The organism is Arthrobacter luteolus NBRC 107841, assembly GCF_001552075.1.
Lineage (GTDB): Bacteria > Actinomycetota > Actinomycetes > Actinomycetales > Micrococcaceae > Arthrobacter_B > Arthrobacter_B luteolus.
In genome coordinates this window covers 61382-82700 of the sequence record NZ_BCQM01000001.1, presented here as the reverse complement: position 1 = coordinate 82700, position 21319 = coordinate 61382, and the positions used below count along the sequence as shown (strand labels likewise).

Below are 21319 nucleotides of genomic sequence, written 5' to 3'. Positions count from 1 at the left end.
CTGTCTCCTTTATTGCTGGAACTGAACCGGCACACCGCGTGCCTGTGGTTGTTACCGAAGCGGGAAGTCCAGGTTCCCTGCCGGACGGCAGTTCCTACAGGAGCTTCACGCTCGCAACCGTCTTGCGAGCATGAAAATACACCTACACAAAGACTGCCTATAGCGTGACATACGGCTAAACAACCGTCAACGGATTCGGCGAAAAAGTTAGCAGAATCTTTGGGCCCTTTATATGCACGGATGCCGGGCGGTATTCGGTCGTTATTCCGGCTCCATCGACGCTGCTAAAGGCCCCGCTCAATCCCCGGGATAGTGCCGGCTCCGGCAGGAAGGGAGTGTCAGAACAAACGCGAGGCGCTGTCGTCCACACCGCGCATTTCGTCGTAGTCCAGGGTGAGGCAGTCAATGCCGCGGTCGGCTGCCAGGACCTTCGCCTGGGGCTTGATTTGCTGGGCAGCGAAAACGCCGCGCACCGGGGCCAGCAGCGGATCACGGTTGAGCAGTTCCAGGTACCGGGTCAGCTGTTCCACACCGTCTATGTCGCCGCGGCGCTTCAGTTCTACCGCCACAGTGGCGCCGGAGGCGTCGCGGGCCAGGATGTCCACCGGACCGATGGCCGTCATGTACTCCCGGCGGATCAGCGTGAAGCCTTCGCCTAGCTTCGTGATCTGCTCGGCGAGCAGCCGCTGGAGGTCCGCCTCCACGCCGTCCTTGATCAGCCCGGGGTCCGTCCCCAGGTCATGGGCAACGTCGGAGAGGTGCTCATAAACACTGATCACCAGCTTGTCATCGGTTTTGGCGCTTTGGACGTTCCAGACTTCGACGACGCCGGCCTCGGCGTCGTCGGCTCCCGGTTCGGTGATGCGCAGGGTCGCCGGCGGACTCATCCAGTTCAGCGGTTTGTAGGAACCGCCGTCGGAATGGATCAGGACGGAGCCGTCCGCCTTCACCATAAGAAGGCGGGTAGCAAGGGGCAGATGGGCACGGAGGCGGCCGATGTAGTCAACAGAGCAGCGGGCTATCACTAAACGCACAGTTGCACTTTACCGGCTCCGCTGCGGCAAGATGGTTTTATGCCCCGTTCCAACCAGCCAAGGCGCCGGCCGCCCGTCTCAGCGGCGGGCGCAGGGCGTAACGCACGCCGCAAATGGGCGGCCCCCGCCCCGGACATCGACCTGGACCGGGCACGGGTTGGGCTGCCCGAGCGGGAAAGCGCCGCCGACGGCGAGTGGTCGGTGCGTCGGATCACGGCCCGGAACGCGGCAAAGGACTACCGCTGCCCCGGGTGCGGGCAGGTGATCCCGCCGGGGATCGAACACCTGGTGGTGTGGCAGGAGGATTCCCTCCTGGGGAGGCAGACGGCGGTGGAGGACCGCCGGCATTGGCACGCCCGCTGCTGGCAGACCCGTCCGGGTTCCGGCCGCCGGCGCTAATCCCGCCGGGCGCCTAGCGCCGGTCCTGCTGGGCTATCACGACTTCCTTCATCAGCAGCAGGATTGCAGCGGCCGTTGGAATGGCGATCAGGGCACCGAGCACCCCCAGCAGGGTTCCGCCGGCAATAACGGCAATCACTGCCACCGCGCCCGGGACCGCAACTGCGCGCTGCATCACCCTGGGGGAGACAAAGTAGGCCTCGAACTGCAGGTAGGCCATGTAGAGAATGGCGAACACGACGGCGGTCTGCCAGCTGGCGGTCAGGGCCACCAGGGAGACCAGGACCAGGGCGATCGGCGGGCCGACCAGGGGAATGAAGGCCAGCAGCGCGACGACGAAGGCCAGCAGGACGGAGAAGGGGACTCCGGTGATGGTCATGATCACAAAGGCGTACAGCGCGTCCAGGAGGGCCACGAAACCCTGTCCAATCACGTAGTTGCCGACGCTCCCGGTGATTTCCTCCGAGAGGGCTTCCACCCGGCGGCGCCGGCTGCGCGGTGCCAGCCGGTAGGCCCACTTCTTCATCGACGGCAGCGAGGCCAGGAAGTACAGGGTCAGGACCAGGATGATCAGGGCACCAAAAAGCCCGTTGGCGATCACCGAGCCAACGCTCAGCACTCCGCCGAAAATACCGCCAACGGCGTCGGCGTTGGAGAAGAACTTCTGGACTTCCTCATCAACGCGTTCCCGGATCTGGAACTGGCGTTCCACGGACACGAAGAAATCCGAGGAAAGGAACCGGTCTACGTAGCCGGGCGCAGCATTGACGATTTCCGTGGTCTGGCTGACGATCGTGGGGATCAGGGTGGCGAAGAAGCCAGCCACGGCACCGGCCACGATCAGAACGGTGATGGCGATTCCGGCCGGGCGGGGGACTCCGCGGGCGCTGAGCCAGCGGACCACCGGGTCCAGGCCCAGGGCGATGAAGAGCGCCGCACCGATCCAGACCAGCAGCTCACCGACATTGGTAAAGATGAAGAACAGCAGCAGCGCGAAGCCGACGCCGACTGTGAACATAAAGCCGAACCGGATGGGACGGCCCTCCGGGCCGCGTCCTCCGGTGGCCGGCACCGGGGCGTCACCGAACCGGCGTCGTTCATCGGAGAGGTCAGCGTCTTCGTCCACGGCCACCTGCCCGGTTCCGGGCTCCCCGTCCTCCGGAGGAACATCGAAGCGGGGGCGCGGCCGTACCCCGGGCACATGGGACAGGATCTGCCTGAGCCGGGAGCCTGCTGCCCGCACCGGACCGGGACGGCTGCGGGCGTCTCCGCCGGGGGCGGGGAGTGGTTCGTCGACGGGTATGTCCCGCTCGTCCTCGCTCATCGGCGTCGTTTCTCCCTGCATTCGGTGACTGGTTCGATGGGATTATGCGTCTGTGCTGCGGCGCCAGATTATCAGTCATGGGCCGGGGAAGCGCGGCGGCCCGCTGCCGTAGGCTGACTAGGAGCTGAACAACGAAATGTGTTCTTTAAACGGATTTCGTTACCATAGGGTTATAAACCAACCGCCATGACGGTATCCATGGGGCATACCAGTCCCGTCACCGCTGCCTACAGGCGCGCGGAGGACCGTGACCGACGATAGGTAAGTTGTGCGAAACAAAATTGCAGTTCCGCTGATCGTGCTCGGAGTGCTGATGATGCTGGTCGGAATCGGCCAGCGTACATTCTGGGCACCTCCGGAGACCGTGACGGCGCAGGCGCCTGCTGACTCGGGCGCAGCCCCGGTGGCAGTGCTCGACGCGGGTCTGCTGGCCTCCCACCCGGAGGGCGCAGAAATCACCATCCGCTCAGAAGAAGGCGTTTTCCTGGCCGTCGGGCGGGCATCCGACGTTGATGCCTGGGTCGGCGATGCGGCCGTGACACGCGTCAGCACCGGCGCTGAGGATTCCCTGGCCGCCGACACCTCTGAGGGCGAGGCCACTGTTCCGAACCCGGCGGGCTCGGACCTGTGGGTCAGCGAGGAAAGCGGACAGGGAGAGCTTTCCTACTCCTGGACCGAACCGGCCGAGGGCGAGTGGTCGGTCCTGATCGCCTCTGACGGAACCGCACCGGCACCTACGGATATCACTGTCAGCTGGGCCAATGACGAGGGCACCCCCCTTGCTGTTCCGCTGATCATTGCGGGGGCACTGGCAGCTGTGCTGGGCCTGGCCCTGGCCTTCATGGCCCGCACCGGCGGAGGCACGCCCCCGGCTCCCGGAAGCCGCCGGGCTGTCCGCCAATCGGACACAGCCGCACAAAAGACGGTCGCCGGACGCAGCGAAAACGCCGGAGCAGCGAAGTTCAGCACGCCGGGCGCAGCCACCGTGCGCCAGGGCATGAACGGAGTGCTCGCCGCAGCGCTGGCCGGCGGACTGGCACTGGCACTGGTTCCCGCCGTCTCCCCGGCCACCGCCGCGGAGTCCGGTGAGGATTCCACCCCCGTGGTCCTGGACAGCCAGCTGACCCGGATCCTGGGGTCCGTGGCGGGAACGGTGCAGAAAGCCGACGCAGCCCGGGACGCTTCCCTGCTCAAGGACCGCGCCGCTTCCACCGCCCTGTCCCTGCGCGAAGCGAACTACGCCGCAGCTGCCAAGGCCCCGGACACCAAGGCGCCCGCCGCCGTCGCAGCGTCGCCGCTCCTGACGGACATGGTTTCCTCGGGAACGGAATTTCCCCGGACCGTCGTGGCCGTGACCCAGGGACAGGACAACACCGTGCCGCAGGCTCTGCTGCTGGTTCAGGCCTCCCCGCGGGAGAACTACAAGCTGGTCTCAGCGATCCAGATGCTGCCGGGCACCACGTTCCCGCAGCCGCCGGCCAACGGTACCGGTGTCGCTGCCGTTGCAGCGGATTCCTCCGAGGGCCTGGCCATGTCACCGCAGCTGGCCGTGGACGCGCTGGCTGACGCTCTGACCAACCCCGACGGCTCCAACAAGGAAGCCTTCGCCGCGAACAGCTTTGCGGAAGCGGTCACCACGTTCCAGGCGAATGTCACGGCCAACCCCGATAACGAGTTTGCCGCCATTACCTTCAAGCACACACCGGTTCCTTCGGATACGCGTGCGCTGCGGACGGCCGACGGCGGGGCGATCGTGTTCGGATACATGTCCCACAGTTACTCGAGCGTGCCGCGTGAGGCGGGGGACTCGATCAACCTTGAGGGCACCATCTACGAGACCCTTACCGGCGAAAAGAACACCGAGGCCGGAATCGATGTGACCCACGGCGAAGCCGTGATGCTCTACGTTCCCCCGGCCGGAAGTGCTGACCAGGCAGAGGTAGTCGGCGCAGCGCAGGAACTGCTCTCGGCCACCCTCAAGTAAGTCATCCGGTACGTGCACACTTGCCCAGGGGCGGCGTCACCGTACTAGGGTTGAGGCCATGAGCACACCGAACCACCGTTCCGCGCCGTCACCGTCCATGAACCTCCGGGGAGCTGTGGACCTTTCCGGCCTCAAAGCCAAGGCCAGCGCTCCGCCGCCCGCGGCGGCTTCCGGCGCCGGTGAAGGTACCGCGTACGTGATCGAAGTGACCGAGCAGTCCTTCCCCCAGGTTGTGCAGCTCTCAGCCACCGTCCCGGTGATCGTAAATATGTACTCGGCCCGGAGCCCGGAATCCGCCGAGGTGACCGCGGTCCTGGAACAGGAAGCAGCGGCCCGCGGTGGAAAGCTCCTGGTGGCCAATGTCGACGCCGATGCTTTTCCCCAGATTGCCCAGGCCTTCCAGGCGGTGTCCGTTCCGACTGTCGCCGCCGTTGTGAAGGGCCAGCCCGTTCCGCTCTTTGACCGGGCCGTCCCGGCCGAGCAGATCCGGGCTCTCCTGACCGAACTGATGCAGGTCGCTGAGGCCAACGGGGTCAACGGGTCCCTGGCTGACGGGGCCGGTGAAGCGCAGGAGGAAGCGCCCCTGCCCCCGCTGCACCAGGAAGCCTACGACGCGATCGTTGCGGGGGATTACGACGCCGCCGCTGCCGCCTACCGGCAGGCACTCGCTGAACAGCCCGCGGACGCGGAGGCAAAGGCCGGTCTGGCTCAGGTGGAGCTGATGCAGCGGCTCAGGGGCGCTGACGCTGATGCCGTCCGCACGGCAGCCGCGGAGCAGCCCGACAATGTGGACGCCCAACTGCAGGTCGCGGACCTGGACATGTCCGGCGGACACGTCGAAGATGCGTTTAACCGGTTGATCCGGCTCATCGCTCGCACAGCGGGCGAGGACAAGGAACGGGTCCGGCTGCGGCTGCTGGACCTCTTCGAAATTGCCGGCAGCTCGGACCCCCGGGTCACCAAAGCCCGCTCCGCTCTGGCCCGCGCACTCTTCTAACACCCGCCTCCCGCACGGCAGCCGGGTCCGGCCCGCGCCGGCCCGGTTCTGGAACGCGGCTAGTCCCCACGGCCGGGTTCTGCGCGCCGTGGCGGCCATGTATTTAGTTCACAAGGCGGAGGGCATACGGGGTCAGAGTTGCTAGCGTTACAGCTATGAGCGAGACACCCGAGCGTCCAACCCCCCAGAACGGGCCGGTTACCTTCCCGGCGCAGGCTGCCGCAGCAGAGCCAGACGCTGCCCCGAACAGCCCCGGCGGCGCCCCGGCGCAGGCCCCGGCCCTGGCCATCCGTGGCCTGGCTAAGCGGTTCGGTGAAAAAATCGCCGTGAACGGGATCAACCTCGACGTACCCGCGGGATCCTTTTACGGACTGGTCGGGCCCAACGGGGCCGGTAAAACCACGGCGCTGTCCATGGCCACCGGCCTGATGCGGCCCGACTACGGCCAGGTCTGGGTGCACGGTGTGGACGTTTGGGCCCGCCCGCTCGAGGCCAAGCGCATTATGGGGGTCCTGCCGGACGGGGTACGGCTCTTCGACCGCCTGACCGGTGAACAGCTGGTCACCTATGCCGGCCTGCTGCGGGGCATGGACCGGGAAACAGTGGCCGCGCGGGTCGCTGACCTGCTTGCCGCACTTGACCTGACCGCCGACGCCGGGACCCTGGTCGTGGATTACTCCGCAGGCATGACCAAGAAGATTTCCCTGGCCTCCGCCCTCATCCATGCTCCCCGGCTGCTGGTCCTGGACGAACCGTTCGAGGCGGTGGACCCTGTCTCAGCCGCCAACATCCGGGACATTCTGTCCAGCTATGTTTCCTCCGGCGGAACCGTGATCGTGTCCAGCCACGTTATGGACCTGGTCCAGCGGATGTGCGATCACGTGGCCGTGGTGGCGGGTGGAAACGTCCTCGCTGCCGGAACCGTGGACGAGGTGCGTGCCGGGCGCAGCCTGGAAGAGACCTTCGTCCAGCTGGTGGGCGGACGCAGCACCTCGGAAGGCCTGGCATGGTTGCGCACCTCCTAAGGCTCAAACTGCTCCTGCTGCGCAACTCCCTGCGCCGGAGCCCGTGGCAGCTGGTCGGCATCATTTTCGGCGCGCTCTACGGTTTGGGAATGCTGACGCTGCTGATGGGCGGCCTGTTCTTCCTGAACTTCACCGATCCTGAGCTGGCGCGCACTGTTGTGATCCTGGGCGGGTCCGCGGCCGTACTCGGCTGGATGATCATTCCGGTGGTGGCCACGGGCGTCGACATGACCCTGGACCCGGCCCGTTTCGTCACCTTCGCCATTCCCATGCGGCAGATGATTATCGGGCTCGCGCTCGGATCCCTGATCGGTATTCCCGGAACCGTAACCCTGCTCGCCGCCCTGGTGCAGGCCGCGTCCTGGTGGCAGCACCCTGCCGCGGTGCTCGCCGGCATCCCCGCCGCTGCTGTTGCTGTGCTGACCTGCGTGGTGCTGGCACGGCTTGCCGTCGCCGCAACGACCTCGCTGGCGAGTTCACGGCGGTTCAAAGACGTGGCCGGAATGGTCATCATCATCCCCCTGATGCTCCTGGGTCCACTGATCGGATCCCTCGCGACGGCGCTGTCCGATTCCGGGGATTTCCTGGGCCGCCTCGCGGAGATCCTGGCCTGGACCCCGCTGGGCAGCAGCTGGGCCGTTGCGGGCGACATTGCCCTGGGCAGCCCCGGAACCGCGGCCGCGCGTTTGGCCATTTCGGTCCTGTTCCTGGCTGTGGCAGCCTGGGCCTGGCAAGCGCTGCTGCAGCGTGCCCTGGTCACACCGGCACACAACTCCGCCACCCGCAGGGGAGCCGGCAAGCTGGGACTGTTTGGCCGGTTCCCGGCAACCCCCACCGGCGCCGTGGCAGCCCGGGCCCTGACGTACTGGATGCGGGACCCGCGGTACAGCATTTCCCTGATTATTGTTCCGGTCCTGGCGGTTGTGCTGATCTTCGCCGTCCGAACCGGCGGTGAGCTTCCGTCCCTTGTGCTGCTGCTGGGTCCGCTGGTGGCCTTCCTCCTGGCCTTCGGCATTTCAGCGGATATCTCCTATGACAACACCGCCTTCGCGCTGCACGTCTCGGCCGGAGTCACCGGGGCAGCGGACCGGGCCGGCCGGGCCATAGCCTGTGCCGTGTTCGCGCTTCCGGCAACCATCCTCGCGGCGGTGCTGCCTCCCGTGGTCATCGGCCAGCCAGCGGCCATTCCGGCGCTGCTGGGACTGTCCCTCGGGCTGCTGCTGAGCGGGCTTGGACTTTCCAGCGTGTTCTCTGCCCGCTACACCTACAACGTTCCGCTGCCGGGGGAGAGCGCCTTCAAGACCCCGCCCGGCTCGACGGGACGCACCATGATCGCCCAGGGACTGTGGCTGCTGGCTCAGCTGGTCCTCGCCCTGCCGCTGCTGGCACCGGCCCTCGCCTTTGCGCTGGGCGCCGGCTCCGTCTGGGGCTGGGTCACGCTGGCCGTGGGAATCGCCTACGGATCCTTCGTGCTGGTGATGGGAATCCGGACCGGCGGACGCTGGCTGGACCGGCGGGGTCCGGAAGTGCTTTTGGCTGTTTCGGTCAACAAGTAGCCGGCGGCCCGGGTACTAAGATGGGTTGCATGACTCTGCCTCCTGATCCCTTCGAATCCGATCCAATGCGCCGGGCGGACAGCGGTTCTTCCACCGCCGTCATTGAGCGCGAAGAGCAGCGTGAACTCGTTGAACCCGGAGACGCCGAACGGTTCTCGCACTACGTCCGCAAGGAAAAGATCATGGAATCCGCCCTTTCGGGTGAACCCGTGATCGCCCTCTGCGGCAAGGTCTGGACCCCGGGACGCGATCCCAAGAAGTTCCCGGTCTGCCCGGAATGCAAGGAAATCTACGAAGGCCTTCGTCCAGGTAAGGACTCCGGCGACAAGTAGCCGCAGCCTGCCCCGAAAGCCCTTCGTCGCCGTCGAACCTGTGAGACGGCAGTAAGTCCCGATGCCTCCATGAGTGATCCCCTGCCCGAGGGCCGGCCTGCGGGCGCCATGTCCGCTGCGTACCGTCCGCTGACCCTGGGCGTGATCGCAATCGTGACGTGCGCGGCCTTCGAAGCCATGGCCGTTACGACGGCGATGCCTGTGGTCGCCGAGGAACTGGGCGGCGGAACCGGTTACGGCCTGGCGTTCTCCATGTTCCTCACCGCGTCCCTGCTGGGTTCTGTCCTGGCCGGCTCCAGGTGCGACGCCGAGGGGCCGCGCCGCCCGCTGGTGGCGGGTATGGCGCTGCTGGTCGCGGGACTGGTGATGTCCTCTTTGGCCGGCGAGTTCTGGCAGGTCACCGCGGGCCGGGCGGTGTCCGGACTGGGCAGCGGCGCCATGGTGGTGGCGCTGTATGTGATCATCGGCGAGGTATATCCCTCGAAGCTGCAGCCAGTGGTCTTTGGCTGGGTTTCCGCGGCGTGGATTCTTCCCTCCATGATCGGGCCGCTGGCAGCCGGCCTGCTGGCGCAGTATGTGAGCTGGCGCTGGGTCTTCGCCGTCGCGATTCCCATCGTGCTGGTTGCCGCGGCACTGGTCTGGCCGCGCGTGCGGCACCTCGGGGCACCGGACAACCCTGCCCTGGACCGGGCCCTGGGCCGGCGGCGGGGGCTGTGGGGGATCTTCCTCGCGGCCGGAGTCTTTGCCGCGCAGTGGGCCGGAAACGCGGCAGCATCAACCGGATCCGCGGCTGCCCTTGCCGTCACCGCGGCCGGAATCGCTGCCGCCGCGGCCGCGCTGGTGGCGCTGCTTCCGGCGGGCACGCTGTGGCTGCGGCGCGGGCTCCCCTCGGTGATTGCGACACGCGGATTGATCAACGCAGCGTTCGTTGCCGCCGAAGCCTTTATGCCCGTGATGCTCCTGGCCGTTTACGGCGTGAGCCCGGCCACGGCCGGAATCGCGCTGACGGTCGGCGCGGTAGGCTGGGCCATTGGAGCTTTCGTGCAGGCGAGGATCACCCGGCGGCGTTACCTGCTGCTGGCCGGCGGATCCGGCCTTCTTGCCCTCGCGGTGGGCGGCACCGGCCTGCTGGCCGGAGCCCAGGCTCCGTTCTGGCTGCTGGTTATTGTCTGGTCATTGGCCGGAGTAGCGATGGGAGCGGCCCTGTCCAGCACCTCGGTGATGGTCCTGGACGCCTCCTCAGCGGCCGACCGCGGCAGGAACTCGGCGTCCCTGCAGCTGTCCGATCAGGTGGGTGCCGTGGCAGGAACCACCGTGGGCGGCGCACTATTCGCTGTCCTCGCCCAGCCCGGGACGTCCCAGGAAGGAACGTCCTTCGCCGTGATGTGGCTGTTCCTGGCTGTTTTCGCCGTCATTGGTACGGCAGCCGGGATCCGCAGTGCAATTGTTCGACCAAGTACCGGAAAGGTGCCTTCCCAAGCGTGAGTCCCGATACACTTTTCGGCGGCGGAACAGCCCTGCCCCCTGCCTACCCTGAACGCGCGGCCTGGGGGACGGCTCCGAAGCTGCGGCAATGGCAGGCCGAAGCACTGGAAAAGTATTTCGCCAAGAATGACAGCGATTTCCTTGCCGTCGCGACCCCCGGTGCCGGTAAAACGACCTTCGCCCTGCGGGTGGCTACGGAGCTCGTGGACCGCGGCATCGTCAACCGGATCACCGTCGTTGCGCCCACCGATCACCTCAAACGGCAGTGGGCTGATGCGGCCGCCCGGGTGGGCCTGGCCCTCGACCCCAATTTCAAGAACGCGGACGGCCGGCACGGCCACGGGTTCATCGGCGTTGCGGTCACCTATGCCCAGGTGGCCAGTAAACCGATGCTGCACCGGGCCAAGACCGAAGCTGCCCGCACACTGGTGATCCTGGACGAGATCCACCACGGCGGCGACGCCCTGTCCTGGGGTGACGGCATCCGGGAAGCTTTTGAGCCTGCCACCAAGCGGCTCTCGCTGACCGGAACCCCGTTCCGCTCCGACACGGCGCCCATTCCGTTCGTGCAGTACCAGGAGGACGGCGCCGGGATCCGGCGCTCCAAGGCCGACTACACCTACGGCTACGGCCAGGCCCTGAAGGACCACGTGGTCCGGCCCGTGATGTTCATGGCGTATTCCGGGCAGATGCGCTGGCGGACCAGCGCCGGTGAGGAAATGGCGGCGTCGCTTGGCGAAGCCGCAGTCACCAAGGACATCACTGCCCATGCCTGGCGCACAGCCCTCAACCCGGCCGGGGAATGGATCCCGGCTGTGCTGGCGGCAGCGGACCGGAGGCTCAGCGAAGTCCGGCGGACGGTTCCCGACGCCGGGGCGATGGTCATTGCCACGGACCACGAAGATGCCCGTGCCTATGCCGGCCAGCTGAAGAAGATCACCGGGGAGTCTCCCACCGTGATTCTGTCCGACGATGCCAAGGCCTCAGACAAGATCGACGAGTTTTCTGCCGGAACCCAGCGCTGGCTGGTGGCGGTCCGTATGGTGTCCGAAGGCGTCGACGTGCCGCGCCTCGCCGTCGGTGTTTATGCCACGTCGACGGCGACGCCCCTGTTTTTTGCCCAGGCGGTGGGACGCTTCGTGCGAGCCCGCAAGCGCGGCGAAACGGCGTCAGTGTTCCTGCCGTCCGTGCCCACCCTGATGATCCTTGCGAACGAGATGGAAGTCGCCCGCGACCACGCCCTGGACCGGCCGGAGAACCATCTGGAGGAAGAGGGCTTTGGGCTCGACGACTCGCTGATGGAGGCCGCGAACCGGGAGGAGAAAGCCTCCGGTGAGCTGCAGAAGCAGAAGTTCGAGGCCCTCGAGTCCCAGGCATCCTTCGACCGCGTGCTGTTCGACGGCGGCGAGTTCGGCACCGGCGGCGAGCTGGGCAGCGAGGAGGAGCAGGACTTCCTCGGTATTCCCGGCCTGCTGGACCCGGACCAGGTGACCACGCTGCTGCGCCAGCGCCAGCATGAACAGCTGTCGCGGCGCGGCCGGCGCAAGCCTGGGGAAACCGTGCCGGAGGAGCTGCCCTCAGTGGTCGACCACCGCCAGCTCACCGAACTGCGCGGCCAGCTGGCGAAAAATGTTTCCGCCTGGTCGGCCCGCTCCGGTATGCCGCACGGTATGGTGCACAGCGAACTGCGCCGGATCTGCGGCGGCCCGGCTGTCGCCCAGGCCAACGAAGAGCAGCTGCAGAAGCGGCTGGAAAAGCTCCAGGACTGGTTCATCGGCCGCAAATAGCGTTCCGCAGTGCCCTGTCCGCACTGCGGTTTGCGCTCCAGGTGTTAGAGGTCCAGGAGTTCCACGCCGGCGTCCTCGAGCTCATCGAGCGCGGCACGCACGTCCACGCGGTCCAGGCCGCGGCACAGGTCGGGGATGACGGCGGTGTCGTAGCCCGCGGCGATAGCGTCGAGCGCGGTTGCCTTGACACAGTAATCGGTTGCCAGGCCCACGATCACGACTTCATCGATGCCGTTGTCCCGCAGCCAGTCATCGAGGCTGACCGAGTCCGCATCGCGGATCGGCTCGGCGTCGGGTTCACCCAGCGGCACTTCCACGTCCGGGGCGAGGACGCCTTCGAAGCCGGAGTAGGCGGCCTCATACTGGCCCTTGCGGAAGTAGGCATCAACGAATTCCGTGTCCAGGTCCGGGTTCAGCGCCGCACCATGGGTTCCTGCCACACAGTGCACCGGCCAGGAATCGCGGAAGTCCGGATTGTCGGAGAAGTGGCTGCCCGGTTCGATGTGCCAGTCCTGGGTGGCGACGACCGCGCTGTACCGGTCACGGGAGGACTCGATGTAGTCGCTGATTTCCCCGGCGGCGTCGGTTCCGCCGGGAACGGAGAGGCTGCCGCCTTCGCAGAAATCGTTTTGGACGTCAACCACTATCAGTGCACGGGTCATCGGGTTTCCTCCTCAAATTCGGTCGGGATTACGGGCTCCCCGCGCTGCAGCCGGTGAGCGGAAGGCGGCAGTTCCGCGAGCGAAGCGTCGTGGCGCTGCCGGGCACGGACGACGGCGGCGGGGCCGGTCCAGCTCTCTTGGATAGTACCGGCGGAAACGAACGTGGTCAGCAGTTCGCGGTCATTGCCGTCATCGGCAGGCTTGGTGTCGACGCCCACGACCTCCGCGACGGCACGTCCGCGGGAATCCAGCCGGCGCAGGGCAAACTTGCGTCCGCCCAGGGAAGCCTTGTTTTTGGCCGCCTTGGCCACGGAGACGAAGTTACCGTCCGTACCTTCACGGCTGACGAGCTTGTAGACCAGGCCCGCCGTGGGTGCGCCGGAGCCGGTCACCAGGGAGGTACCCACTCCGTAGGCATCCACCGGTGCGGAAGCCAGCGCAGCAATGGCGTATTCATCCAGGTCCGAAGTCACCATGATCCGGGTCGAGGTATTGCCCAGGTCATCCAGGAGCTCACGGACCCACTGGGCCTGGGTGACCAGGTCGCCGGAATCCAGCCGGACACCTCCCAGCTTGTTTCCCGCCACGGCGACGGCGTTACGGACGCCCTGCTCGACGTCGTACGTATCCACCAGCAGCGAGGTGCCCAGCCCCAGGGAAGCCGTCTGGGCTTCAAAGGCTGCAACCTCGGAGTCGTGCAGCAGGGTGAAGGAATGCGCGGCAGTGCCAACCGTCTTCAGTGCGTAGCGGCGGCCTGCTTCCAGGTTGGAACTGCTGTCGAATCCGGCGATCACCGCGGCGCGGGCAGCAGCGACGGCAGCTTCCTCATGCGTGCGGCGGGAGCCCATCTCAATGCACGGCCGTCCGCGGGCCGCGCGGCTCATCCGTGAAGCGGCGGAGGCAATGGCGCTGTCGTGGTTCAGGATCGAGAGGATCAGGGTTTCCAGGATGCAGGCTTCACCGAAGCTGGCTTCCACCTGCAGGATCGGGGAACCGGGGAAGTAAGCCTCGCCCTCGGCATAGCCGTGGACGCTGCCGGTAAACCGGAAGTCCGCCAGCCAGGCGAGCGTTTGGTCATCGACGACGCCGGTTGACCCCAGGAACTCCAGCTGGGGCTCCTCGAAACGGAAGTGGGGCAGCGCCTCCAGCAGCCGGCCGGTTCCGGCAACGATGCCGTAGCGGCGGCCGTCGGGAAGCTTGCGGGCAAAGGCTTCGAAGACCGACCGTCGGCCGGCGGTGCCGGCGTGGAGCGCGGCCTGGAGCATCGTCAGCTCGTAATGGTCGGTGTACAGGGCAGTGTTGGGGTGCTGCCACGCGATGGGACTGTTCACACCCAAAACTCTAACCCGCCGCCCCGGACCGGCCGCATCGGAAGTCTCCCCGGGTTGCCGGCGTCGCACCTGCGCGCCGGCACCAAACTACAATTGGCACCATGAGCGTTGCCACCCTCCCGGGTACCGGGACAGAAACTGACTCCCGGACCGAGGAACTGACCTTCAGCGATGTCCCGTGGGTGGTGCTTGTCTGGAACGATCCGGTGAATCTGATGAGCTACGTCAGCTACGTTTTCCAGAGCTATTTCGGGTACTCGGAAGCCAAAGCCAACAAGCTGATGCTGCAGGTGCACCATGACGGCAAATCAGTCGTCGCCACGGGCTCACGGGAGGAAGCTGAACGCCACACGCTGGCGCTGCACTCCTATGGTCTCTGGGCCACGTTCCAGAAAGCCGACCAGCCCTAGCAGGGCAGCCAATTCACAGGAGATTTCCCTTTTGACAACCGGATTCAAGCTCACCCGCAAGGGCATCACCGCCACGCTGGAGCCGGGGGAGCGGGACCTGCTCCGCGGCCTGTTCGCCGACGTGGCCGGCATGCTTGAGCCCGAGACCCCGTCGCACGAAGACCCGCTCGCCGCGCTGGTCGGCTTGGACAGCAGCGCCGAAGTGCCTGGGGATCCAGCGCTGCTGCGGCTGCTGCCGGACGGCGTCCAGGGCAGCGACGACGACGCCCTGGAGTTCCGCCGGCTGACCGAGCGGTCGCTGCGGGAGGGGAAGATCGGCGCCCTGCGGGCCGCATCCATGGCGCTGGAATCGAGTCCGCTGCACCTGGATGCCGAGCAGGCCAGGCACTTTGGGCGGGCGCTGAACGACGTCCGGCTGGTGCTCGGGACGAGGCTGGGGCTGGCCACGGACGAGGACGCCGAGGCGCTGCACTCCATTACGGAGCCCTCCGACGCCCAGGACGTCGACGATTACCTGGCCCTGGTCTACAACTTCGCCACCTGGCTGCAGGAAACCCTGATGAAGGCACTGCTGGACACCCTGCCCGGCGACTGAGTGTGACAAAGGCCACGGGCCTCCTGATGCGCCCGGCCGCAGCCGGGGACTATTGTCGATACATCATGAGCTCTGACCACCCGGGCAGCCCGCAGCTGCTGGACGCCCTGCCGAAGACCACTGACGCGCCGATCGGCATTTTCGACTCCGGCGTCGGCGGCCTCACCGTGGCCCGTGCGGTCATCGACCAGCTGCCGAATGAATCCATCCTGTACGTCGGGGACACCGCGAACGGCCCCTACGGTCCGCTGCCCATCGCCGACGTCCGCGCCTTCGCGCTGGGTGTGATGGACGAGCTGGTGGACGCCGGAGTGAAGCTGCTGGTGATTGCCTGCAACTCCGCTTCCGCCGCCGTCCTGCGCGACGCCCGGGAACGCTACACCGGCCGCTACGGCATCCCCGTGATCGAGGTGATCCAGCCGGCTGTGCGCCGCGCGGTCGCAGCCACCCGGACCGGACGCATCGGCGTCATTGGCACCGCGGCCACCGTGGGCTCCCGGGCCTACGACGACACCTTCGCCGCTGCGCCGCATCTGGAAGTGTCCTCTGTAGCCTGCCCCGCCTTCGTGGAATACGTCGAAGCCGGAGTCACCGCGGGTCCGGAACTGCTTGAGGTGGCTGAGGAGTACCTGGCCCCGCTGAAGGAACGCGGCGTCGACACACTGGTCCTGGGCTGCACGCACTACCCGCTGCTGACCGGCGTCATCTCCTACGTGATGGGCGACGGCGTCACCCTGGTGTCCAGTGCCGAGGAAACCGCCAAAGACGTCTACCGGTCCCTGCTCACGCACGGTCTGGCGCGGGAAACGGCGACGCCGCCTAACCACCGTTTCGTGGCCACCGGCGACGCAGCTTCGTTTGAACTCCTTGCCCGGCGTTTCCTCGGCCCCGAAGTCCTGCGCGTCGAGCATGCCGATTCCGTGGCCGCCCGGTATCCCACCGGCGTCCTGGCCCGGATTACGCCGGAAATGATTGCCGCAGCGCGTCAACAGGCCCGGAAACGCACAGCGCCCGGCACCCTGCGGAACGGAACGCGATGAAACTGACAATCGTGGGCTGCTCCGGCTCCTTTCCCGGCCCGGCGTCCCCGGCCTCCTGTTACCTGGTGACCGCAGACGACGGCGAACGCACTTGGCGCATCCTGCTGGACCTGGGCAACGGCTCGCTGGGCACCCTGCAGCGCTATATGGATCTCCGCGACATCGACGCGGTGCTGATCACCCACCTGCATCCGGACCATTTCATGGACCTGTGCGGGCTGCACGTGGCCGTTCACTGGGACCCGACCGGCTGGAACCGGGACCGGGTCAAGGTGTTCGGGCCTTCCGCCACAGCGGACCGGATCGCGGTGGCCTACGGCCTCGACCCCGATCCCGGGATGCACGAAGACTTCGAGTTCCATACCTGGACGGCCGGGGAACCGGTGCAGATAGGACCCTTCACCGTGACTCCGTACCCGGTCAGCCACCCGGCTGACGAGGCGTACGCCCTGCGGGTGGAAGCCACCGTGAAAACGGAGGACGGAACCGAAGTCACCCGCTCGCTGGCGTACTCCGGGGACACGGACAGCTGCCCCGGACTGGAGGAAGCTGCCCGGGACAGCGACGTTTTCCTGTGCGAAGCGGCCTTCCAGGAAGGCCGGGACGACGCCATCAAGGGCGTGCACCTGACCGGCAAGCGCGCCGGCGCAGCCGCAACCGCTGCCGGCGCCCGGCGCCTGCTGCTGACCCACCTTCCGGTCTGGAACGATGTGCGCACTGCCGTGATGGAAGCCCGCGAAACCTACGAGGGCGACCTCGCCGTCGCCGTCGCCGGTGTGTCCTACGACGTCGGATCCGCCTTCACGCCGCCGCTGGCCGCCGAACGCGCCCAGCCGCTCTGAAAACCGGCCCCGCCGGGGCGCCCCTGGCGCGGCGATAGACTGGGCTCATGACTACAGCCCCGAATTCCTCCCTGTCCGCAGCCGCCCCGCTGCGTGCCGACGGCCGCGCCCCCGACGAGCTCCGCAGCATCACCATTACGCGCGGCTGGTCCACCCAGGCCGAAGGATCGGCGCTGATCGAATTCGGCGGCACCAAGGTGCTCTGCACCGCGTCCCTGACCGCCGGGGTGCCCCGCTGGCTGAAGGGCGAAGGCAAGGGCTGGGTCACGGCTGAATACGCGATGCTGCCCCGGGCCACCAACACCCGCAACGCCCGCGAATCGGTCAAGGGCAAGCTCGGCGGGCGGACCCACGAAATCTCCCGCCTGATCGGCCGCTCACTGCGTTCGATCATCGACACCAAGGCGCTCGGCGAAAACACCATTGTGCTGGACTGCGACGTCCTGCAGGCCGACGGCGGCACCCGCACCGCGGCAATCACCGGAGCCTACGTGGCACTGGCCGACGCCCTGACCTGGGCCAAGGACAACAAACTGATTGCCCGCAGCTCCCAGCCGCTGCTGGACACGGTGGCCGCAGTCAGCGTCGGCATCATCGACGGTGTCCCCATGCTGGACCTGCCCTACGTTGAAGACGTCCGTGCCGAAACCGACATGAACGTGGTGGTGACCGGCAGCGGCAAGTTCGTGGAAGTCCAGGGCACCGCAGAAGGCGCACCCTTCGACCGCGCTGAACTCGATGCCCTGCTGGACCTCGCCCTGCACGGCACCTCCCAGCTCGCTGAAATCCAGCGGCGTACCCTCGAAGGCCAGTGAGCGCCGTCGAACCCCGGCTGGTGCTCGCCACCCGGAACGAGGGAAAACTGCGGGAACTGCGCGAACTGCTGCGCGGCCGGATTGCAGGCCTCGACGTCGACACCCAGGTGATCGACGCTGCGGCCGCCGGAGCCCCGGACGTGCCGGAGACGGGTGTGACGTTCGAAGCCAACTCGCTGCTGAAGGCCCGGGCCGTAGCCGAGGCGACCGGACTGCCGGCCATCGCGGACGATTCCGGGCTGGCCGTGGACGTCCTGGGTGGAGCGCCTGGGATCTTCTCCGCCCGCTGGGCAGGCGCCCACGGTGACGACGCCGCCAACCTGGAGCTGCTGCTGGCCCAGCTGGCCGATATTGGCCCTGAGCACCGCGGTGCGGCTTTCATCTGTGCTGCCGCACTGGCGGTTCCCGGGGCGGGAGAGACGGTGGAACGCGGCGAGCTGCGCGGCACCCTGCTGGCCTCCCCACGCGGAGCCGGCGGGTTTGGCTACGACCCGGTCCTGCAGCCGCTGGGTGAGGAGCGGAGCTGCGCTGAATTGACCAATGCGGAGAAAAACGCCATCAGCCACCGCGGTCAGGCGTTCCGCGCACTCCTGCCGTCGATTGTCCGGGTTCTGGAAGGCCGGCCCCTCCCGGAAAAGTGATTCGCGCCACGGACGCGGCGGTGTGATCTGCGGGTGGCCGCACCCGGGGCGCGCCGCCGCGTTCTTGCCCGGCAGGGGAGTAGGGCACAATTGGTTCCGATATGAGTATCCTGATCAGCGCCTCAGTTGACCCCTCCAGTTCCGGATCGGCCCTGGGAGGGGTCGCCCAGTGGGCCGTGGACATCATGGAAGCCATCGGCGCCCCTGGTGCCGGCCTGGCCATCGCCCTGGAAAACCTCTTTCCGCCACTCCCCAGCGAAGTTATCCTTCCCCTCGCCGGCTTCGCCGCCAGCCAGGGCAACTTCTCGATCGTGGCGGCCCTGATCTGGACCACCCTGGGCTCCATGGTCGGTGCACTGGCCCTGTATGGGCTGGGTGCCTGGCTGGGCCGGGACCGCATGCGCGCCATCGTCGCCAAGGTCCCGCTGGTTGATATCGAGGACGTGGACAAGGTTGAGGCCTGGTTCGACCGGCATGGGTACAAGGCCGTGTTCTTCGGCCGGATGATCCCGATCTTCCGGTCCCTCATCTCCATTCCGGCCGGCATCGAGAGAATGCCCGTGCTCAAGTTCATGGCCCTGACCACGGCCGGCAGCCTGATCTGGAACAGCATCTTCGTGTTCGCCGGTTACTTCCTCGGCGAGAGCTGGCACATCGTCGAAGAGTACGCCGGGGTCTTCCAGAAGATCGTGATCGTTGCCGTCCTGGTGGCCGCCATTTGGTACATCACCGTGAAAATCCGTTCCTACCGCCGGAGGAAGGCCCAGCGCACGGCCGACGAGTCCTGACGTGGGCGTGGATTTCACCTCCATCGACTTTGAAACAGCGAACGGTTTCCGGGGCTCGCCCTGCTCGGTGGGACTGAGCAAGGTCCGGGACGGCAGGATCGTCGAGGAAGCGTCCTGGCTGATGCGGCCGCCGGAAGGCCACGACTTCTTTGACCGGCGCAACACCGGCATCCACGGCATCGAGGACGCGATGGTTGCGGGCAAGCCGCGGTTCGGCGAGCTGTTCCCGGAAATCGGCGCGTTCATCGGGCAGGACCTGCTCGTGGCGCACAACGCGGCCTTCGACCTGGGGGTCATCCGCTCGGCCCTGGAAGTCTCCGGCCTGCCCGGTCCGGCCTATGACTATGCCTGCACCGTTATGCTCTCCCGGCGGACCTATTCGCTGCCCTCCCACTCCCTGCCTTTCGTGGCAGAGGCCGCCGGCGTACCGCTGGAAAACCACCACGACGCGACCGCTGATGCACGGGCCTGCGCCGGGATCATGATTGACGTTATCCGCCGCTCCGGTGCCACGGAGCTGGCGGAGTTTTTCGCCTTACAGAACATGTTGCCGAACCATGCCCCGGCCTACCGCCCCGGCATTGACCCGCTCTCCAAGGCGACAAGGGATGCGCTGGAACGAGGCACCGGAACCGCGAAGACTGCCGGGAGCTGGAACAGCTGGCCGTCCGAAGGGGTCAATCCGCCACCGAATCCTGCCGCCCAACCGGGCCACCCGCTCTTCGGCCAGACCGTGGTGTTTACCGGCAACCTGGGGATGCCGCGCCAGCAGGCGAAGGACCGCGCAGCGGAACTGGGGGCACGCCCCGCCAGCGCCGTGACCCGCTCGACGACGGTGCTGGTGGTCGGCGACGGGTTCGAAGCCGGGGACCTGCGTAACGGCCGGGTGACCGGCAAGGCCCGCCGGGTGCTGGACCTGCACGAACGCGGCCAGCGGATCGAAGTGCTCTCCGAGGCCGAATTCCTGCAGATGATCGGCGGAACCTGGCCGCTCGGCAGCCAGTAGCCAGTTCCCGGGAGCCAGCAGCCCCGGCCAGCCGGTCCGGAGTCAGCCCACAGTGACGCGGATCAGCGCCTGGGCCATTTTTTCCACGGTGTCCGCAGCATCGATGGCCTGGATCCATTCCTGGGGCAGGGCTTCCAGGCCGTACAGTGCGCCGAGGATGTTGCCGGCAACCGACGCCGTCGCATCGCTGTCGCCGTCGTGGTTCACGGCCACCGCCATCGCCTTCCGGAACTGCGCCTCCGGTGTGCCTGCACGCCGTGCGGACAGGGCCGCGAAGAGTCCGATGGCCAGCGTCTCTTCAGCGACCCAGCCCTCACCGAGAACCTCGGTCATGCGTTCGGCCGCCACGTCCTGCTCAGAGGCGAGGGCGACGGCGGCCCTGAGCCTGCCGGTCAGTTCCGGAACACCGCCGGCAGCGGCGCGCTCCACCGCCTGTTCCGCCGCAGCCTGCAGAGTGGCACCTTCGGGCAGCAGGTCATGGATGAGCGTGCTGAAGACCGCAGCACTGTGGAGGGCAGAAGCGTGTCCGTGGGTGAGCGCCGCGCCGTCGGTGCTGAACCGGTAGAGGACATCATCGGCGACGTAGGGCAGCAGGCCAAAGGGTGCCGAGCGGGTGACGGCTCCGCTCTCCTTGGAATCCGGGTTGACCGGGCGGAACCGGGTTCCCATCTCTCCGGTCATCAGGGCAGAGATGCAGGCATTGGCGGGGTCCCGGCGGTGGCGGAGGACCTCCTGGCCGTCGATCCAGCGGTCCGGCTGGTTGGGAGCATTGCCCGGAAGCTGCAGCCCCTGCGTCTTCATCCAGCGCAGGTAGGCGAGCCACAGGCAGGCTGTCTCATCGGCGCCGACACCGTCGTTGGCCCACTGCAGCACATCGACAAGGCCGTCCACGGTGTAGAGGGTCATCTGCGTGTCGTCTGAAACAGGAGCCGGAGCGGCCAGCTGGCTGAAGCCCGTCAGCCCGGTGTCTCCGAAGCGGTCCCTGATGCCCTCCAGCGATTCGAATTCCACCGCGTAGCCGAGGGCGTCCCCGAGGGCTCCGCCGAGCAGGCAGCCGTGGACTTTGTTCCGGAAATGAGCGGCGTCTACGGACGCGCCGGCGCTTGATTCGGGGGATTCTTTCACATCTCAAGCATAGGTGGCCGCCGGGTCACTGCCGCCCGGAAGTCCGCGAGTGTATGCTCAGTGCGCACCCAGCAGACTCTCAGGTAGCGATGGAAGTCTTGGGTGGTTTGCACGCCGCCGGCCCGTTCCGGCCGGGTGCCA

General features: G+C 67.1%; 21 protein-coding genes. 16 read left to right on the top strand and 5 right to left on the bottom strand.

The genetic code is table 11. The annotated features are described in order from the left end of the window. Window positions 1-338 precede the first annotated feature (338 nt). Entirely contained in the window at window positions 339-1034 is a 696-nt protein-coding gene (nucS, locus tag AL3_RS00375) for an endonuclease NucS (protein WP_066295454.1), read from the bottom strand. A gap of 39 nt (window positions 1035-1073) precedes the next feature. Here nucS and AL3_RS00370 point away from each other — a divergent pair, with 39 nt between their 5' ends. Then, window positions 1074-1433 (top strand): Rv1322 family protein, encoded by a 360-nt coding sequence (locus tag AL3_RS00370; RefSeq protein WP_066295453.1) that lies wholly within the window; start codon window positions 1074-1076, stop codon window positions 1431-1433. A gap of 13 nt (window positions 1434-1446) precedes the next feature. On the opposite strand, the gene AL3_RS00365 is transcribed toward AL3_RS00370, so the two are convergent. After that, a complete protein-coding gene (locus tag AL3_RS00365; protein ID WP_083521332.1) occupies window positions 1447-2757 on the bottom strand; it encodes an AI-2E family transporter in 1311 nt (436 codons plus the stop codon). A 268-nt stretch (window positions 2758-3025) separates the two neighbouring features. Between AL3_RS00365 and AL3_RS00360 the strand changes: the two genes are divergently transcribed. The 7 genes from AL3_RS00360 (at window position 3026) to AL3_RS00330 (ending at window position 11923) form a co-directional block, all read left to right on the top strand. Further along, window positions 3026-4741, top strand: coding sequence for a DUF8094 domain-containing protein (locus AL3_RS00360; protein WP_066295452.1), 1716 nt, complete (start codon window positions 3026-3028; stop codon window positions 4739-4741). Window positions 4742-4799: 58 nt separating this feature from the next. After that, complete coding sequence (locus tag AL3_RS00355) at window positions 4800-5738, top strand: tetratricopeptide repeat protein (RefSeq protein ID WP_066295451.1); 939 nt, start codon at window positions 4800-4802, stop codon at window positions 5736-5738. Window positions 5739-5893: 155 nt separating this feature from the next. After that, a complete protein-coding gene (locus tag AL3_RS00350) occupies window positions 5894-6763 on the top strand; it encodes an ABC transporter ATP-binding protein (protein WP_083521331.1) in 870 nt (289 codons plus the stop codon). After that, window positions 6745-8319, top strand: coding sequence for a transporter (locus AL3_RS00345; protein WP_066295447.1), 1575 nt, complete (start codon window positions 6745-6747; stop codon window positions 8317-8319). The genes AL3_RS00350 and AL3_RS00345 overlap by 19 nt, the downstream gene beginning before the upstream one ends. A 20-nt stretch (window positions 8320-8339) precedes the next feature. Next, window positions 8340-8651, top strand: coding sequence for a DUF3039 domain-containing protein (locus tag AL3_RS00340; RefSeq protein ID WP_066295446.1), 312 nt, complete (start codon window positions 8340-8342; stop codon window positions 8649-8651). 69 nt (window positions 8652-8720) lie between these two features. Next, window positions 8721-10136 carry an MFS transporter gene (locus tag AL3_RS00335; protein WP_083521330.1) on the top strand — a complete coding sequence of 472 codons (1416 nt, stop codon included), beginning with the start codon at window positions 8721-8723 and terminating at the stop codon, window positions 10134-10136. Further along, entirely contained in the window at window positions 10133-11923 is a 1791-nt protein-coding gene (locus AL3_RS00330) for a DEAD/DEAH box helicase (protein ID WP_066295443.1), read from the top strand. Before AL3_RS00335 ends, AL3_RS00330 begins: the two co-directional genes overlap by 4 nt. A gap of 44 nt (window positions 11924-11967) precedes the next feature. On the opposite strand, the gene AL3_RS00325 is transcribed toward AL3_RS00330, so the two are convergent. Together AL3_RS00325 and AL3_RS00320 are read right to left on the bottom strand one after the other, a co-directional pair. Then, complete coding sequence (locus tag AL3_RS00325) at window positions 11968-12585, bottom strand: nicotinamidase (protein ID WP_066295442.1); 618 nt, start codon at window positions 12583-12585, stop codon at window positions 11968-11970. Then, the gene (locus tag AL3_RS00320; protein ID WP_083521407.1) at window positions 12582-13916 is read right to left on the bottom strand and encodes a nicotinate phosphoribosyltransferase; all 1335 of its coding nucleotides are present in this window, start codon (window positions 13914-13916) and stop codon (window positions 12582-12584) included. The genes AL3_RS00325 and AL3_RS00320 overlap by 4 nt, the downstream gene beginning before the upstream one ends. A gap of 101 nt (window positions 13917-14017) precedes the next feature. On the opposite strand from AL3_RS00320, the gene clpS reads away from it, so the two are divergent. The 8 genes from clpS to AL3_RS00280 all read left to right on the top strand — a co-directional run bounded on the left by clpS (window position 14018) and on the right by AL3_RS00280 (window position 20053). Continuing rightward, window positions 14018-14326: an ATP-dependent Clp protease adapter ClpS gene (clpS, locus tag AL3_RS00315; protein WP_066295441.1), complete on the top strand. Its 309-nt coding sequence runs from the start codon at window positions 14018-14020 to the stop codon at window positions 14324-14326. 31 nt (window positions 14327-14357) lie between these two features. After that, window positions 14358-14921, top strand: a complete 564-nt coding sequence (locus tag AL3_RS00310; protein WP_066295439.1) for a DUF2017 domain-containing protein — start codon at window positions 14358-14360, stop codon at window positions 14919-14921. 65 nt (window positions 14922-14986) lie between these two features. After that, window positions 14987-15961, top strand: coding sequence for a glutamate racemase (gene murI / locus AL3_RS00305; RefSeq protein ID WP_066295437.1), 975 nt, complete (start codon window positions 14987-14989; stop codon window positions 15959-15961). Continuing rightward, the gene (locus AL3_RS00300; RefSeq protein WP_066295435.1) at window positions 15958-16803 is read left to right on the top strand and encodes an MBL fold metallo-hydrolase; all 846 of its coding nucleotides are present in this window, start codon (window positions 15958-15960) and stop codon (window positions 16801-16803) included. Before murI ends, AL3_RS00300 begins: the two co-directional genes overlap by 4 nt. Window positions 16804-16850: 47 nt before the next feature. Then, complete coding sequence (rph, locus tag AL3_RS00295) at window positions 16851-17618, top strand: ribonuclease PH (RefSeq protein WP_281352974.1); 768 nt, start codon at window positions 16851-16853, stop codon at window positions 17616-17618. Next, window positions 17615-18259, top strand: coding sequence for an RdgB/HAM1 family non-canonical purine NTP pyrophosphatase (gene rdgB, locus AL3_RS00290; protein ID WP_066295434.1), 645 nt, complete (start codon window positions 17615-17617; stop codon window positions 18257-18259). Before rph ends, rdgB begins: the two co-directional genes overlap by 4 nt. Window positions 18260-18360: 101 nt before the next feature. After that, complete coding sequence (locus tag AL3_RS00285; protein WP_066295433.1) at window positions 18361-19047, top strand: DedA family protein; 687 nt, start codon at window positions 18361-18363, stop codon at window positions 19045-19047. Window position 19048: 1 nt separating this feature from the next. Further along, on the top strand, window positions 19049-20053 hold the full coding sequence (locus AL3_RS00280; protein ID WP_066295431.1) for a 3'-5' exonuclease: 1005 nt from the start codon (window positions 19049-19051) through the stop codon (window positions 20051-20053). A 42-nt stretch (window positions 20054-20095) separates the two neighbouring features. On the opposite strand, the gene AL3_RS00275 is transcribed toward AL3_RS00280, so the two are convergent. After that, window positions 20096-21178 carry an ADP-ribosylglycohydrolase family protein gene (locus AL3_RS00275; protein ID WP_066295430.1) on the bottom strand — a complete coding sequence of 361 codons (1083 nt, stop codon included), beginning with the start codon at window positions 21176-21178 and terminating at the stop codon, window positions 20096-20098. Window positions 21179-21319: the final 141 nt, after the last annotated feature.